The organism is Streptomyces mashuensis (assembly GCF_014654785.1).
GTDB classification, from domain to species: Bacteria; Actinomycetota; Actinomycetes; order Streptomycetales; family Streptomycetaceae; genus Streptomyces; species Streptomyces mashuensis.
The window spans coordinates 252,141-268,776 of the sequence record NZ_BNBD01000007.1; the positions used below are offsets into that span (position 1 = coordinate 252,141).

Below are 16,636 nucleotides of genomic sequence, written 5' to 3' on the forward strand. Positions count from 1 at the left end.
TCAGTCACTCGGTCACTCAGCCACCGGCCAGACCCGTACGGTGCGGTCGTGGCTGCCCGTGGCCAGCCGGGTGCCGTCCGGGCTGAACGCCACGACCAGCACCTTGTCGTCGTGGCGCACCTCCTGGACCGGCTCGCCACTGACGGCGTCCCACACCCGGGCCGTGCCGTCGTGGCAGCCGGTGGCGAGCCACCGGCCGTCCGGGCTGAACGCCACCGCGAACACCGTGCAGTCGTGCGGCAGCACCAGGAGCTGCTCCCCGGTTCTCGCGTCCCACACCCGGGCGGTGCCGTCGTGGCTGCCCGTGGCCAGCCGCCCGCCGTCCGGCCCGAAGGCCACGGCGAACACCGCGTGGTCGTGGTGCACCTCCAGCAGACGGCTGCCCGTGGCCACGTCCCAGAGCCGGGCCGTCTCGTCCTGGCTGCCCGTGGCCAGCCGCCCGCCGTCCGGGCTCAGCGCCACCTCGAACACCGCCCCCGCGTGGTGCACCCGCCGCACCTCCCGGCCCGTCGCGGCGTCCCACACCCGTGCCGTCCCGTCCAGGCCGCCGGACGCCACGTACGCCCCGTCGCGGCCGAAGGCCACCGTCAGCACCGGCTTGTCGTGCCGCATCTCCAGCAGCCGCTCGCCGCTGCCGGCGTCCCACACCCTGACCCAGTGGTTGTCCGAGCCCGTCGCGAACCGTGTGCCGTCCGGGCCGAACGCCACCGCGTACACCCAGTGCAGATCCACGACCCCCGCCTGCACGGCGAGCAGTTCGGCGCCGTCGGCCGCGTCGAGGACGCGCGCCGTCGCCGCGGTACCGGAGACGGCCAGGCGCCGGCCGTCGGGCGACCAGGACAGGGCGTACACCTGCTCCCCGAAGGGGACGACGAGGGGCTCGGTGCGGGCTGCCTCCGTGGCCTGTTCCGCTTCGTGCCGTTCCGCTTCCTGCAGTTCCGAGCGGGCCCGGGTCGCCAGCCCGTCCGGGTCGGCCGCGGACGCGTCGAGGCCGCGCAGCTCCTCGTCCACGTCCAGCACCGCCCGCCACTGGCCCGCCTCCGCGTGGTACAGCAGCTCCGCCCGCAGGTCGGCGATGCGCTGCTGCGTCCGGCAGGCGTCGAGGCGGGCGGCCGCCTCCTTGTCGTCGGGGTTCTCGCCGAGCAGCTCCACGTACGCCTCGACGGCGGCAGGCCAGTCCTGCGCGGCCTCCGCCTGCGCCGCCCGGTCGCGCAGCCCGGCCAGCCGCCTCCGGCCCGTGGCCTCGGTCCGCAGGGTCTGCGCCTCCTCGTTGCCGGGGTCGAGCGTCAGCAGGTCGTCGAGGAGCTCGACGGCCTTCTCGTAATGGCCCACGCGCATCTCGGCGCAGGCCATCACCCGCAGCGTCCGCACCTGCGCCCGCAGCTGTTCCGCAGGCAGCGGAGGGGGCGCCCCGGCCCCGGGAGCGGCGGCAGCGGCGGCGGCCGGCGTCACCGGGGGCGGCGGCGCGGTGAACGTGAACAGCCGCGTCGTGTCACCGCGTACGTACAGCACCGGCGTCAGCCACTCCAGGGCCTGCCGGCCCCCGCCCAGCATCGCGATACGGGCACTGCGCGCCGCCTCGTCGATGCGGTGCCCGCCGGCCAGCGACGTGTAGAAACCCTGCGCGAAACGCAGGGCGGCCCGGTCGCTGACCGTGAACTGCATCGCCGCGACCGCGTGGATGCCGCTGCGCACCAGCGCCGCGCCCGTACTGGAGAACACGTCCTTCGTGCCGCCGCGCGCCGACGCGCAGGAGTTGAGCACGACCAGCCGCGGCGTCGGCTCGGCCTCGCCCAGCAGGTCGGCGAGGCGGGACGCCTCCACCATGTCGGGGCCGCCGTCGTCGTCCACCAGGGCGATCAGCCCCTCGTCGGCGGTCACGTCGTAGTCGCCGTGCCCGATGAAGTGCAGGACGTGCCACTCGCCCTCCTGGAGACGCGCGTGCACACTGTCCCAGCTCGCCTGCGGCAGCCAGCTCAGCTCCACCCGGCCCGCCGCCAGCTGCCCGGCGAGCGCCTTCTCCAGCCGGCCGCGTTCGGCCTCGGTGTCCAGCGGCGGCAGCCCGCGCGGCGAGGCGATCAGCACCAGGACGCGCAGCGGCGGCCGCACCTGCCGGGGCTCGGGCGTGTACGGCGCCGGCACGTGCCGCACCAACGGCTCGTGCCGGCACAGGTACGTGTCGGTCTCCGGGTCGAACAGCGCCTCCCACGGCAGCAGCGCCAGCTCCGGCGCCTCCAGCCGCAACGCGATCCGCAGCCGCTCCTGGCGCGCCTGCGCCACCCCCAGGCTGGCCCGGTACGCCCCGTAGACGGGCCCCGCGAACAGCGCCGTGAACAGGTTCTCGCCGACCTGCCGCACCGGTTCCTCGGCCACGGGCACCACGCGCCGGGCCGACACCGACGACGCCAGCACCGTGTTCTCCAGCTCGGCCCGCCGCGCCAGCAGCGCGTCCACGTCGAGCCGCAGCACCGCCTCCGGCTCCCCACCGGCCGCAGCGCGCACCACCCGCACCTCGTACTCCCCGGGGCGCGTCCCGCAGATCTCCAGCTCGAGGTCGGTGGTCATGGACACCCCTTCCACCACGATGGTCCGGCCCCCGGGCGGCACGGGACCAGAGGGGATGGGCCGACCGGGTGGCGGGGGGTGGCCGGACTGCGCGTCTGGCGGGCCGTGCGCCCCGGTGCCACCGTGGATGGAAGTGCCGCCGCCGGGCAGCCGTACCGGCAGGCGGCGCGCGCCGCCGTCCCCCCCGTACTCCCGTAGCCCCCCCGTAGCCCACCGCAGCCACGAAGGAGCGAGCCATGGCCGATCCGGCGCAGCGCCTGCACGTCCTTCCCGACGACGAGCTGGCGGCGCTCGACGCCCACTGGCGCGCCGCGAACTACCTGTCCGCCGGGCAGATCTACCTGCTGGACAACCCCCTGCTCACCCGCCCCCTGCGCCCCGAGGACGTCAAGCCCCGCCTCCTCGGCCACTGGGGCACCTCACCGGGGCTCAACCTCGTGCACACCCACCTCAACCGGGTGGTCAAGGCGCGGAACCTGGAGGCGCTGTGCGTGTGGGGCCCCGGCCACGGCGGGCCCGCCGTGCTCGCCAACTCCTGGCTGGACGGCAGCTACAGCGAGGTCTACCCCGACGTCCCGCGCGACGCGCACGGCATGGCCCGGCTCTTCCGGCAGTTCTCCTTCCCCGGCGGCGTGCCCAGCCACGTGGCGCCCGAGACGCCCGGCTCCGTCCACGAGGGCGGCGAGCTGGGCTACAGCCTCGCCCACGCCTACGGCGCCGCCCTCGACAACCCCTCGCTGCTCGTCACCTGCGTCGTCGGCGACGGCGAGGCCGAGACGGGGCCGCTCGCCGCGTCCTGGCACTCCCACGCCTTCCTCGACCCGGTGCACGACGGCGCCGTCCTGCCCGTCCTGCACCTCAACGGCTACAAGATCGCCAACCCGGCGCTGCTCGCCCGGCTCCCCGCCGGCCGGCTCGACGCCCTGCTGCGCGGCTACGGCCACGCCCCGCTGTACGTGAGCGGCGACGACCCGCGCCAGGTGCACCGCGAGATGGCCGCCGCCATGGACACCGCCGTCGAGACCATCGCCGCCATCCAGCGCACCGCCCGCGAAGCGGCCGCCGCCGGCGGGACACCGGAGGGCGAACGGCCGCCGTGGCCGATGATCGTGCTGCGTACGCCCAAGGGCTGGACCGGCCCCGCCGACGTGGACGGCAAGCCCGTGGAGGGCACCTGGCGTGCCCACCAGGTGCCGCTGTCCGGGGTGCGGGAGGACGCCGGGCGGCTGCGGCAGCTGGAGGAGTGGCTGCGCTCGTACCGCCCCGACGAGCTGTTCGACGCCGAGGGGCGCCCCGTGCCCGCCGTCCTCGCGTGCGTACCGGAGGGCGGCCGCCGCCTGGGCGCCACCCCGCACGCCAACGGCGGCCTGCTGCTGCGCTCGCTGCCGCTGCCGCCCCTGGAACGGCACGCCGTGGCCGTCGACAAGCCCGGCGCGGCACGGCACGAGCCGACGGCCGTGCTCGGCGGCTTCCTGGAGGAGGTCATGGCGGCGACCGCGGACCGGCGCGACTTCCGCGTCGTCGGCCCCGACGAGACCGCCTCCAACCGCCTCCAGGCGCTCTACGGCGCCACCGACAAGGCGTGGCAGATCGCGACCCTGCCGACCGACGAGCACCTCGGCCCGCACGGCCGGGTGATGGAGGTGCTCTCCGAGCACCTGTGCCAGGGCTGGCTGGAGGGCTACCTCCTCACCGGCCGGCACGGGCTGTTCTCGTGCTACGAGGCGTTCGTGCACATCGTCGACTCGATGGTCAACCAGCACATCAAGTGGCTGAAGGTGTCCCGGGGCCTGCCCTGGCGCCGCCCCGTCGCCTCCCTCAACTACCTGCTCACGTCGCACGTGTGGCGCCAGGACCACAACGGCTTCTCCCACCAGGACCCCGGCTTCGTCGACCACGTGCTCAACAAGAGCCCCGAGGTCGTCCGCGTCTACCTGCCGCCGGACGCCAACACGCTGCTGGCGGTGACCGACCACGTCCTGCGCAGCCGCGACCACGTCAACGTGGTCGTGGCCGGCAAACAGCCCTGCTACGACTGGCTGGACCTGGACGCCGCCCGCGCCCACTGCGCCCGCGGCGCCGGCATCTGGGAGTGGGCCGGCACGGAGGACGGCAGCCGGGACCCCGACGTCGTCCTCGCCTGTGCCGGCGACGTCCCCACCCACGAGGTGCTGGCCGCGGCGGGACTGCTGCGGCAGCACCTGCCCGACGTGGCCGTCCGCGTCGTCAACGTCGTCGACATGACCCGCCTCATGCCGTACGAGGAGCACCCGCACGGCATGCCGGACCACGCGTACGACGCCCTGTTCACGCGCGACAAGCCCGTCATCTTCGCGTACCACGGCTACCCGTGGCTGGTGCACCGCCTCGCCTACCGCCGGGCCGGGCACTCCAACCTGCACGTGCGCGGCTACAAGGAGTCGGGGTCCACGACCACGCCGTTCGACATGGTGGTCCGCAACGACCTCGACCGCTACCGGCTGGTCATGGACGTCGTCGACCGCGTGCCGGGCCTGGCGGTGCGGGCCGCCGCCGTACGGCAGGCGATGGCCGACGTCCGTACGCGCCACCACGCGTGGGTGCGCGAGCACGGCGTGGACCTGCCGGAAGTGGCCGAATGGCGGTGGACGGGCTGATCGGCCCCCTGCGGACGACCGGGCCGGTCAGCCGGTACGCTCGGCGGCGGCCTGCGTGGCCAGCACCGCCGCCTGCACACGCCGCTCCACCCCCAGCTTCGCCAGCATCCGCGAAATGTGGTTCTTCACCGTCTTCTCCGACAGGAACAGCTGCTGGGCGATCTCCCGGTTGGTGAGCCCGTCCCCGATGAACGCGAGGATCTCCCGCTCCCGCGGCGACAGCCCGGCCAGCGGGTCCTCGCCCTCGGGCTCCTCCGCCCGGCCGTCGCCGCTCTCGGCGCGCAGGCTGCTCATGAGCCGGCCGGTGGTCGCCGGGTCGAGCATCGACTGCCCGGACGCGACGGTACGGATCGCCGAGACGAGGTCCGAGCCGCGGATCTGCTTCAGCACGTAGCCCGCGGCGCCTGCCATGATGGCGTCGAGCAGCGCATCGTCGTCGTCGAAGGACGTCAGCATCAGGCAGGCCAGGCCCGGCATGCGCGACCGCAGCTCACGGCAGACGGTGATGCCGTCGCCGTCGGGCAGCCGCACGTCGAGCACGGCCACGTCCGGGCGCAGCGCGGGCCCGCGGGCCAGGGCCTGGTCCGCACTGCCGGCCTCACCGACGACCTCGATGCCGTCCTCGGCCTCCAGCAGGTCACGGATGCCCCGCCGCACGACCTCGTGGTCGTCGACGAGGAACACCCGCACCCGCTCGCCGTCCACCTCTGACTGCTCCACCTCACCGGCTCCCTGATCGACCCGATCGACTGACCACGACGGTCCGTGGCGCTGCCGCGCCACCCTCGATCATGATCCACGGGGCCGGTGCGCCGCCATGGGCCGAACGGCCCCGGCGGCTGGGGGGCCTCAGAGCGCCCAGCCGTAAGGGGTGGACGTCCGCGGCTCGGGCGTCGCGCCCATCGCCTCCACGTCGCGCTCGGCCGTGTGCAGCAGCTGTTCTCCCAGGTCACGCAGGGCCCGCCCGGCCGCGAACTCGTCACCGATCTCGGGCACGTCCCGGTCCCCGGGGGCGCACCGGGCGGTGCCGCTGGAGGTCAGCGACGTGTTCCCGGTGTCCAGCATGGCCCGCGCCGTCGTCCTGCCCTCGTCCTCGACGAGCTGGAGGCGGACCTTCCACTCCGTGGTGTGAGACATCGCTCGCTCCTCGTCGTCACTGCTCGGACTCCTCGTCGTCGTCCACCTCCAGTCTCCTCGGGAAATGCCCGGGCGCGAACGCGGACGGAATGGGATCATGCCGCCATGTCTCCCACCATCACCTTCGTCCTCGGCGACATCACCCAGCAGGACACCGACGCGATCGTCAACGCGGCGAACTCCTCCCTCCTGGGCGGCGGCGGGGTCGACGGCGCCATCCACCGCGCGGGCGGCCCCGACATCCTCGCCGCCTGCCGTGCCCTCCGCGCGTCCTACTACGGCAAGGGCCTCCCCACGGGCCAGGCGGTCGCCACCCCGGCAGGCCGCCTCCGGGCCCGCTGGGTGATCCACACGGTGGGCCCGGTGTTTCAGGTTTCCGGCGGCGACGAGTCGCTGCTCGCCTCCTGCTACCGGGAATCCCTGCGGGTTGCGGACGAGCTGGGCGCGAGGACGGTGGCGTTCCCGGCGATCTCCACGGGCATCTACCGCTGGCCGGTGGAGGACGCGGCCCGCATCGCGGTCGCGACGGTGCGGCAGACGCCGACGGACGTGGAGGAGGTCCGCTTCGTGCTCTTCGACGAGAAGGCGTACGAGACGTTCACGTCGCAGGTGGGGTGACTGGCTCGTCTCTCATGAGGAGTGTCTGCCCGGCCCGAGCTTCGGTGCTGTGGCCCAAGCCGAGGCGGATACAGATCAGTTGGGACAGATCCGCGATCGACCCGGTGGTGCTGCGCAGCAGCTCCATGGGAGGGAGGTCGATGGCATAGGCCTGATGGAACTTGACGAGAAGTTCGGCGGCCATGAGCGAGTCCATGCCGAACGTGTCCAGTGGCCGGTGCAGATCCACCTGGGAGACGTCCATGTGCATGACCTCGGCGATATGTTCGGCGATGCTCTGCGTGAGGAGGGCCAGCGCCTCCTCGGGTGAGAGCCGGCGCAGCAGTTCCTCTGTCTTGTCACGCGTGTCGCTGCCTGCCGGCGCCAGGCCGGCGAGGCGCGGGCTGGACGCCAGGGGGAACAGGGCGCGCAAGGTGGCGAAGTCCCAGCGCCCGACGCTGGCCACGGGGGCGTTGTGGCGCATCAGCTGCTCGGCCGCGGTGAGCGCCTCGCGGACGGTGACCATGGTGAAGCCGAGAGCGGCGAAGGAGGCGGCCAGGTCATTACGGGCCACGTAGCCGGCGTCGAGCGCCCCCCATGCGATCGCCTGCCCGGGCAGGCCCGAGCGTCGGCGGCTGCGGACCAGTGCCTCCAGATACCCGTTCCCGGCCGCGTAGGGGACCTGTTTGACGTTGCCGAACAACGCCGTGGCGGAGGAGTACATCAGGAACAGGTCGCAGTCCCGGTCACGGGTGAGGCGGTCGAGGACCATCGCACCGGCGATCTTCGGGCGCAGCACGGTTGCGATGCGGTCCGGGTCCAGGTCGCGCAGCAGCGCGTCGTCCAAGTGCATGGCGGCGTGCACGACGCCGCGCAGTGGATGGCCCTGGCGGTCGATCCGGGCCACGAGCTCGGTCATGGCCGTGAGGTCGGTGGTGTCGGCGGCGTAGGCGGTGGCCTGCACGCCCTGTTGGCGCAGGGCGGTGAGCTCCGTCTCGGCCTCGGGAGCGTCGGGGCCGCGCCGGCTGACGAGGGCGAGGTGCCGGGCGCCGAGGCCGGCGAGCCACTGGGCTGTCTCGGCGCCGAAGCCGCTGGTGCCGCCGGTCACGAGGTAGGTGCCGGCCGGGTCGAGACGGGGTGCCTGGGGGCAGGGTTCGACGAGCGGTGGTTCGTCCAGGGGATCGAAGGCGACGACGACCTTGCCGATGTGGTGCGAGTGCTGCAGGAAGGCGAACGCCTCGCCCACGCGCCCGGCCGGGAAGATGCTGTGGGGGAGCGGACGGACGACGTCCTTCAGGACCGGATCCGTCAGTTGGGAGAGCAGCTGGGTGAGTTGGCACTCATCGGTGAGGACCTTGGTGAGGTCGACACCGAAGAATGCGATGTTGTTGGTGAACGGCCTCAGCAGAAGGGGCTTGTTCTCGTAGAAGTCTCGTTTGCCGAGTTCGAGGAACCTGCCGCCGGGGCGCAGTAGTTCCAGGCTGCGGGCCATTGCCTCGCCGGCCAGTGAGTTGAGGACGACATCGACGCCACGGCCCTGGGTGATCGAGCGGATCTGGTCCGCGAAAGCGAGCGAGCGTGAGTCCAGGACATGCCTGACGCCCAGGAACGTGAGGTAGTTCCGTTTGAGGTCGCTGCCTGCGGTGGCGATGACGTCGGCTCCGCGGGCGGTGGCGTAGCGCAGGGCTGCAAGGCCGACCCCGCCTGCCGCGCCGTGGATGAGGACGGTCTCGCCGGGCTGGAGACGGGCGAGTGTGCCCAGGCTGTAGAGGACGGTTGCGTAGGCCACCGGCATGGTGGCTCCCCCGGTGAAAGTGGTGCCGTCCGGCAGCGGGAAGGTGGACTCGGCCCGGGCCAGGGTGTAGGAGCCCAGGGCGGCCGCCGCCAAGCAGACGACACGGTCGCCCGGCTTGAGCTGGGTCACGCCTTCACCGCAGGCGACGACCAGGCCCGCGCACTCCATCCCGAAGCCGCTCGTAAAGGGAGGGCTTTCACTGGCTTCGGCGGGCAGCAGGCCGGTGGCCCGCAGCATGTCGCGGTAGTTCAGGGCGGCTGCCCTGACCTCGACCAGCACCTCGCCGGAACCAGGCACCGGACGCCTTCTCTCCTGCCAGGACAGTTCGTAGGACAGGCCGGGATCACGGACGTGGAGTGTGTACGACTGGCCGTCGGTGGCAGGGCGGCTCCTGGGGTGGCGCTGCTCGCGGGCCACGAACCGGCCCTGTGCCGTGAGCACGATCTCGTCCTCGTCCCCGGGCGCGCACAGTTCCTGAGCCAGGCGTCGCGCGTCCTGGTCGAGATCGCCCGCACGGGTCAGGGACACTCGCCGGCACTGCATTCCGGGCCACTCGTTGGCCACCGAGCGAGCCATGGCCCATACCGCCGCATCGGCCGGCTGTTCGACGGCCAGGCCGACCTCGACGGCGCCGCTGGACCGGGTCACCACCCACACCTGTGGGCGGCGGTTGCCCTCCTGCAGCACCTCCAGGGCCAACGCACAGCCTCGCAGGATTTCTGCGCAGTGCGCAGTCCGGGCCACCACCGTGTCCGGGTCGTCCGCCACCTCGCCCAGGAGCAGCACCACGGCCGGTGAGGCTCCGCCGGCGCCGCCGAGAACAGCTTCCCATTCCTCACGTGTACGGGGCGCGAGGACGGCCCGCGCAGCGTCTCCCCGCCCGGCGGACAGGGTGTCGGTCAGCGTCGTGGCGAGCGGCAGTTCGTCTGCGGATTCGGCAGCCACGACGAAGGCAGCCTCCGTGCGGGTGTCGGGCGCAGGCGTCTCGTCGTGCGGGTCGGCGGCGGGAACCGTCGCCAGGAGCACGCAGCCGTCCTGAGCCCCCGGCGTTGCGTCGTCGTCTCCGGTCTGCTCGATGTGCGCAAAGCCGCATGCCCTCAACAGGCCGGGCCACTCGTCCCGCGGCAGAAGCAGGGAGAGGGGGCGCAGCGTGGTGTCGGTGTTGCCGTAGAAGCTGTCGAGTGTGCCGAAGATCGGGACCACCGTCTCCGGGGTGTGGATTTCGAAGGCGAGCAGGGCTCCGCCGGGCGCCAGAAGTGCGGCGACATGTTCAAGGGCACGGGTGAGGTCTTCGGCGGTGTGCAGGGCGTTGCCCGCCACGACGAGGTCGAAGGCGTGCGGTGTGAAGTCCTGCTCGGCCGGTGGCGTGTTCAGGTTGAACGTGCGGTAGTCGACGAAGTCGTAGCAGGCGAACCGGTTACGGGCCCGAGTGAAGAAGAAGGGCGAGACATCGCTGAAGCAGTAGTGGGTACGCTGCGGCGGGAGCAGCGGCAGCAACCTGGCGGTGAGACCGCCCGTCCCGGCCCCCACCTCAAGGATGCGAAGGGGCCGGTCGGCGGGCCAGGCACGGACGATCTCCTTGAGCAGGATCTGAGCCAGACGGTTGTAGAAACCACAGAAAGGGTCGACGTCGTAGAACTGTTCGAGCGTCTTCGCCGTCGCGTCGTCGGCCAGGAGTTCCATCGGGTCGCGGTTCCCGCGCAGGATGCCGGGGAGGTGCGCGCGGTGGTGAGCGGCCAGCGCCGCAGCGTTGATGAAATGTGTCTGACTTTCGGTGAGTGCTGCGGGCTCGATTCCCTCCCCCTTCGGCTGCTCGCTTGTCAGGCGGTAGCGCCCTTCCGGCTCGGCATGAAGCAATCCATGCTGCTCCAGCAGCTGCCACACGAGCTCCAACAGCCGCAGATGTCGCCTCTGCATGCCGTATCCGACGAAGTCCTCCGCCGTGAAAGCAGCTGCCGGGTCGGGCAGGAGGGAAGACACTGCTGCGGCGATGCCACGAGTGGTGAACTCGATGAAGTCGGCACGGCCTCGGTCGTAGCCCAGCTCCCTCCAGGCTGCGCGGGCCTCGGCGATGCGGGGTGCGCACGCGCTGATCACCCGGGCGGGCACTGGCACCGGCGAGGGCGCGGAGCGGCAGGCGGCGTTGCGGGGTGCGGCGCGCAGCACCGTGTGGGTGATGGTCAGCGGGGTGGTGCGGGTGCCGGCGAAGCGGCGCAGGCGGCAGCCGTCGAGCTCGGCGGTGACGGTGCCGTCGGGGTCGGCGAGGGTGATGTCCCAGCAGATTTCGCTGTCGGTGCGGGACCGTTCCCGTACCGCGACGACGCCGGACGCGGACGGTGTGGCCCAGATCCGGACTGCGCCGATGGCGGCGGGCAGGTAGGCCTGGCCTTGCGCCGCAAGGTCGGCCAGGAGCGGGGCGCCTGCCTGCAGGGCGCCGTCGAGCAGCGCCGGGTGCGCGGTGTACGGCGCGCCGGGCGCCGGGTGGCTGTAGTGGGCCAGGACTTCATGGTCGCCGGTGTGCAGGGTGGTCAGGACGCGGAAGGCCGGACCGTAGCCGAGACCGGCTTCCGTGCACGCGGCATAGTGGTCCTCGGCCGTCACCAGTCGCGTGCACCGCTCGCGCAGCGCCTCCAGGTCGAGCGGGCCGGGCCGGGACGCGAGCAGTTTGCGCACGCGGGCGCGTGCGTGCGTGCGGGGTTCGCCGGTGTGCCCGTCGGTGCTGGAGACCTGCAACAGGCCGTTGTCGCGGTCCAGGGAGACCTGGACCTTCACTGCGGAGGCGTCGGCCCAGTTCACGACCATGGCGCTGGTGATGTCGAGGTGCTCGACCTCCACCGGCGCGTCCCACACCAGGCGTCCGGCGGCCAGCGCCATCTCCACGTAGCCGGTGGCGGGCATGACGACGCTGCCGACGATCCGGTGATCGGCCAGCCAGGGCGCCAGGGCCGGCTCCACTGCCCCCGCCCACAGCGGGAAGGGTGCGGGTACCCGGCTGCCGAGCAGCGGGTGCAGCACGGGCAGGCTGCCGGGGACCTGCTCCTTGGGCACAGTCCAGTGGTGCTCGCGCTGCCAGGGGTAGGCGGGCAGATCAGCCACCCGGCCGGGGCGCGGGAAGTAGCGTGACCAGTCGGTCTTGGCGCCGATGGCCAGCAGGGCGGCACGCGCCGCTGTGATCGCCTCGGTGCCGCTGTGCCCGCGGCGCAGGGTCTCCACGACAGCGACCGGAACCTGGGGGCGCGCCTCCGCGATGCGCCGCAGATACGTGCGCAGGACGGGGTGGGGGCCGATTTCCAGGAAGATGTCCGCGCCGTCGTCGACGGCTTCGTCCACGGCCTGGGCGAAGGCGACGGGCTCGCGCACGTTGCGCCACCAGTAGGCGCCATCCAGCTCGTGGCCGGCGGTCCGGGTGCCGGTGACCGTGGAGCAGAAAGGAATGCCGGCCGGGTGCGGCCGCAGGTCTTGCAACGCGGCGGTCAGCAGTTCGCGCTGCGGGTCCATCGCCCGGCTGTGGAAGGCGTGGTCGAGGTCGAGGTCGCGAAAGAAGACGCCTTGTCCGGCGCAACGTTCGCCAAGAGCGGCGAGCGCTTGGGCGTCGCCTGCCACGGTGACGTCCTTGGAGCTGTTGACGGCTGCAATCTCCAGTTTCCCCGCGTACGCCTGAAGGATCTCGGCGGCCCGGTCCGGGGCCAGTCCGAGAGCTGCCATGCGCCCGGTGCCCGCCGTGGCCGCCTGGGCCCGGCTGCGCTCGCTGATCACCTCGGCGGCCTGCGCGAGGGTCAGGGCGCCGGCGGTGCAGGCCGCAGCGACCTCGCCGACGCTGTGGCCGAGCACGACGGCCGGTTCCACGCCCTGGCTCCGCAGCATCCCGGTGAGGCCGGTCTGGACGGCGAACAGCAGCGGCTGTGCCACTTCCGTGGCCGCCAGATCCCACTGCTCGGCCGGGGAGGCCAGGTACTCGGCGACCGACCAGCCCAACCGTGGCATCAGCTCGGCATCCACGCTCATCACGGCCTGCCGGAAGACCGGGTCTTCAGCGAGCAGGTCCGCGCCCATGCCCGCCCACTGCGAACCGTTGCCGCTGTAGACGAAAGCCACCCGTCCGGCACGCACCGCCTGCAGCGCACAGCCCGTACCGGATTCGGCGAGTGCGGCGAACTGCTCTGCGGCCTGTGCCGGTGTCGCGGCCAACGCTGCGGCACGGTACTCGTGCCGCCCGCGGCGGCGGCAGGAGGTGTGAGCGATGTCGTAGAAGTCCTCCGGGGCCGCGGCGTTCAGCCGTTCGGCCATGCGGGCCGTCGCTTGGACCAGTGCCTGCTGCGTGCGGGCGCTGACCAGGACCGGCAGGCCCTCCGGCACAGCCACGCCTGCTTCGTGCGTGTCCGGCCGGCCGGCCGGCGGAGCGGTCAGGATGGTGTGGGCGTTGGCGCCGCCGAAGCCGAAGGAATTGACGCCGATGACCGGTCGTGACACCTGGGCCAGCGGGCGGTTGGCGGTGACCAGGTCGATGCCGAGCCCGGTGAAGTCGATGGCCGGGCTGGGTTCCCGGGCGTGCAGGCAGGCCGGGATGGTCCGGTGCCGCAGCACGAGCAGCGCCTTGCACAGCCCGGCCATGCCGGAGGCCGGCTCCAGGTGCCCCACGTTGGTCTTGACCGAGCCGACCGGCAGCGCTCCGGTGATCCGGCGCATGCCCAGGGCCCGGCCGATGGCCTGCGCCTCCAGCGGATCGCCCACGGCGGTGCCCGTGCCGTGCGCCTCCAGATACACCAGTTCGTCGGGATGCACGCCCGACTGCGCGTAGACGCGGCGCAGCAGGTCCTCCTGGGCGTCGGCGTTGGGCAGGGCCAGGCCCAGGGTCCTGCCGTCGCAGTTGCTGGCGCTGCCCAGGATGACGCCGTGGATGCGGTCGCCGTCGGCGAGTGCGTCGGCCAGCCGCTTGAGCAGCACCATGCCGCCGCCCTCGGACCGCACGAACCCGTCGGCGTCGGCGGAGAACGAGGCGCACCTGCCCCGTGGGGAGAGCATGGAGGCCTGGCAGAAGCCGACGTAGTGGAAGGGGCTGAGAAGGATGTTCGCGCCACCGCACAGGGCTGTTGTGCTGGTGCCCTCCCACAGGGTGTGGCAGGCCCGGTCCAGGGCCACCAGGGACGACGAGCAGGCGGTGTCCACGGCCATGCTCGGCCCGCGCAGATCGAACGTGTGCGAGAGCCGGTTGGCGGCGATCGAGGAGGCCGTCCCCGACATGGTGTAGGCGTTCATCCCGCGCGGCTCGAGTGCCAGCAGGCCGGCGTAGGACGCGTCACAAATGCCGACGTAGACCGCGGTGTCGGTGCCGGCCAGCCGCTCCGGAGCGATGGCCGCGTCGTCCAGCGTCTCCGCCGCCAGTTCCAGCAGAAGCCGGTGCTGCGGATCCATGTGCGCGGCCTCCTTCGGAGAGATGCCGAAGTAGGCGGCGTCGAAGCCGGCGATGTCGTCGAGGAAACCGCCCGCCGCGGTGTAGGTCTTGCCCGGGCGCGGCATGTCCGTGTTCACGAACCGGTCGGTGTCGAACCGGTCGGCAGGCATCTCGGTGACGAGGTCACGCCCCTCTTCCAGGGCGTTCCACAGATCGTCCATTCCCGTGATGCCGCCGGGCATACGACAGGCCACGCCCACGACAGCGATCGCACGCTCGTCGAAGGCGGTTGGTTCCTGGTGCATGTCCGCGCCCCTTCCGGGCAGGTGGTGGCAATCCATCAACACCCCACGCACACTGGTGACATGCTCATCATGTCCGTCGAATCCGCATGCAAGGTAGCGTTGTCGGCGCACATTCACTCAATCCGGTGCCGCCGCACTACAGCCCTCCTCCTGCGCTCCCTCGCGTGGTGAAGTCACCGCAGCAGGCCGCGCGGCCTGAACCCGAGGTGACATGCCCGACGTCATGCCCTCACCCACTGTGTTCCTCGACACCGCTGAGGAGAGGCCTTGTCCATCCTCATCACCGGCGCCACCGGCTTTCTCGGTTGCCGCCTGGTCCGTGAACTGCTGGCCGACCCGAGCGGCGAACCCGTGACCGTACTCGGCCGCGGCAGCGAGGAAAGCCTGCGCGCCCGCACCGAAGCCGCCGTCACCTGGCTCGACGGCCCGCCCCTGCCTCCACAAGCCCTCGCGCGGCTGCGCTACGTCAGCGGCGACATCACCCGGCCCGGCCTCGGCCTGAGCGCCGACGCCCTCGCGCGGGCAACCGACGCACTCACCCAGATCTGGCACAGCGCCGGCCCTGCTCAGCCTGGTCGGTGATCCGGTGCCCCTGTTCCGGTCCAACGTGCTCGGCACCCGGCACCTCCTCGACCTCGCCGACCAAGCCCCCACCGCCCAGCTGGTGCACGTCAGCACCGCCTATGTGGCGGGCAGGCGGCTCACCGGCCACGTACTGGAGGACGACCTGCGCGAGGACGACGGCTTCCACCTCGCCTACGAGGAGACCAAGTACACCGCCGAAACCATGGTGCACGCCTGGGCACGCGGCACACGACGACCGGTGGCCGTCATGCGGCCCAGCCTCCTCGTCACCGACCGCCCCGTTCCCGACGGTCTGCCCGGCCAGCCGCTGGAATCCCTGTCCCACGTCGTCGAGGCGGGCGCGCGCTCGATGACCGTACGCGACAAGGGGCGGGCGCTGCTGCTCGCCCGCAGGCAGGGCCGGGGAGACACGCTGCGTCTACAGGCGGCCCTCGACCCAGGAGGCGCTTTGAACCTGCTCCAAGCCGACTACGCCGCCAAGGCCATGGTCCGCGCCGCCCAGGCCCTGCGCGACACGCCTTCCCTGCGAACGCTTCACGTCACTCATCCGCAGAACACCGCGATGGCGACGGCGGCCCGCGCTCTGGAACGACGCTATCCCGGCGTGACCCTGGTCCCCGTGCCCGAACTGACCGACCCCACCCCGGCCGAAGCCCTCATCGGCGAACAGACACGGTTCCTCGACTACCTCGCCCAGCGCCGCTCCTACGACAGGACCAATCTGCTCCAGGCGGTCGGAGACCTGGCCGACCCCGAACCCGTCGACGAGGACTACCTCCTGCGCGCCCTCCAGCCCCCCGACGCCGTCACACCGTGCTGACCTCTCAGCAAGCGCCGTCGCAACAGCCCCCCGGGGCTGCTGGACGTCCTGGCGGCACCGAACGGCGTTGACCGGACCCGCCGCCGCCAGGACACGGCGGTGCCGGGGCGCGTGGGCGAGCTTCCGCGCCGCGCGGGGAGACCGTGCTGCTGCCCGTCGGTCGTTTCCGCGGCGAGCCCCGGGCGTGCTGTGCGCCGGAGCGCAAGGATGCCGCTGTCGGTACGCGGTGGCTTTGCGGGAGGGGTTGGGCGGTCATGGGCGGACGGTTCTCGTGGGGCAGGCGGTTCGGGTGCGTGGTGGCGGCCTCGCTGGCCGCGCTGGTGCACGCGGCCCCTGACGCGTCGGCACACGCGGCACATGCGGCGCGCGCTGCCGCCGTGGTGAGCTGTACGGGGAGCAATACGATCTCGTTCTCGCCCGGTCTGTCGCTCACGGCGCAACGGACCCGGATCGACGGCAGCGGGGCATACGACTGTGTTTCCACGGACCCGGCGCTGCGGTCGGGAACATCCTCGATCAGCGGGGGCGGACGGAACGGCTGCTTCTTCTCCGATGCGACCACGGTCGAGCAGATCACCTGGAACACCGGGGAACGGACGACGGTCGTGTACCGCATGGGGAACGTGCAGCAGGTGGCCGGGCAGGCGGTCGTCCTGGTGGTGGGCCGGGTGACGAACGGGAAGTTCAAGGGACGGACGGTGGCCTCGCCGGGGCTTCAGGCCACGCTCGATCCGCTGAAGTGCGCGTCGAAGGGCGGGGTGCGCCGGATCACCGGGCCGTCGGCGCTGCTGATCGTCTGACCGT

Annotated in this window: 9 protein-coding genes; 5 read left to right on the forward strand and 4 right to left on the reverse strand. The window is 72.4% G+C overall.

The genetic code is table 11. The annotated features are described in order from the left end of the window. Positions 1–12: 12 nt before the first annotated feature. Positions 13–2,565, reverse strand: a complete 2,553-nt coding sequence (locus IE305_RS18815) for a CHAT domain-containing WD40 repeat protein (RefSeq protein ID WP_190130810.1) — start codon at positions 2,563–2,565, stop codon at positions 13–15. Between the two features lie 236 nt (positions 2,566–2,801). On the opposite strand from IE305_RS18815, the gene IE305_RS18820 reads away from it, so the two are divergent. Next, on the forward strand, positions 2,802–5,201 hold the full coding sequence (locus IE305_RS18820; protein WP_190130811.1) for a phosphoketolase family protein: 2,400 nt from the start codon (positions 2,802–2,804) through the stop codon (positions 5,199–5,201). A 27-nt stretch (positions 5,202–5,228) separates the two neighbouring features. Here IE305_RS18820 and IE305_RS18825 read toward each other — a convergent pair whose 3' ends face one another. Together IE305_RS18825 and IE305_RS18830 are read right to left on the reverse strand one after the other, a co-directional pair. Then, entirely contained in the window at positions 5,229–5,921 is a 693-nt protein-coding gene (locus tag IE305_RS18825) for a response regulator (RefSeq protein WP_229891177.1), read from the reverse strand. A gap of 129 nt (positions 5,922–6,050) precedes the next feature. Beyond that, on the reverse strand, positions 6,051–6,338 hold the full coding sequence (locus IE305_RS18830) for a DUF1876 domain-containing protein (protein ID WP_190130812.1): 288 nt from the start codon (positions 6,336–6,338) through the stop codon (positions 6,051–6,053). A 105-nt stretch (positions 6,339–6,443) separates the two neighbouring features. On the opposite strand from IE305_RS18830, the gene IE305_RS18835 reads away from it, so the two are divergent. Continuing rightward, positions 6,444–6,956 (forward strand): O-acetyl-ADP-ribose deacetylase, encoded by a 513-nt coding sequence (locus IE305_RS18835; RefSeq protein ID WP_190130813.1) that lies wholly within the window; start codon positions 6,444–6,446, stop codon positions 6,954–6,956. Here IE305_RS18835 and IE305_RS18840 read toward each other — a convergent pair. Further along, on the reverse strand, positions 6,937–14,427 hold the full coding sequence (locus IE305_RS18840; RefSeq protein WP_190130814.1) for a type I polyketide synthase: 7,491 nt from the start codon (positions 14,425–14,427) through the stop codon (positions 6,937–6,939). The two genes, IE305_RS18835 and IE305_RS18840, sit on opposite strands and share 20 nt — an antisense overlap. Before the next feature lie 267 nt (positions 14,428–14,694). Here IE305_RS18840 and IE305_RS33520 point away from each other — a divergent pair, with 267 nt between their 5' ends. The 3 genes from IE305_RS33520 to IE305_RS18850 all read left to right on the forward strand — a co-directional run bounded on the left by IE305_RS33520 (position 14,695) and on the right by IE305_RS18850 (position 16,632). Beyond that, positions 14,695–15,009: an SDR family oxidoreductase gene (locus tag IE305_RS33520; protein ID WP_268255938.1), complete on the forward strand. Its 315-nt coding sequence runs from the start codon at positions 14,695–14,697 to the stop codon at positions 15,007–15,009. Positions 15,010–15,013: 4 nt separating this feature from the next. After that, the gene (locus IE305_RS18845; protein WP_268255939.1) at positions 15,014–15,832 is read left to right on the forward strand and encodes an SDR family oxidoreductase; all 819 of its coding nucleotides are present in this window, start codon (positions 15,014–15,016) and stop codon (positions 15,830–15,832) included. A 296-nt stretch (positions 15,833–16,128) separates the two neighbouring features. Beyond that, complete coding sequence (locus IE305_RS18850) at positions 16,129–16,632, forward strand: hypothetical protein (protein ID WP_190130815.1); 504 nt, start codon at positions 16,129–16,131, stop codon at positions 16,630–16,632. Positions 16,633–16,636: the final 4 nt, after the last annotated feature.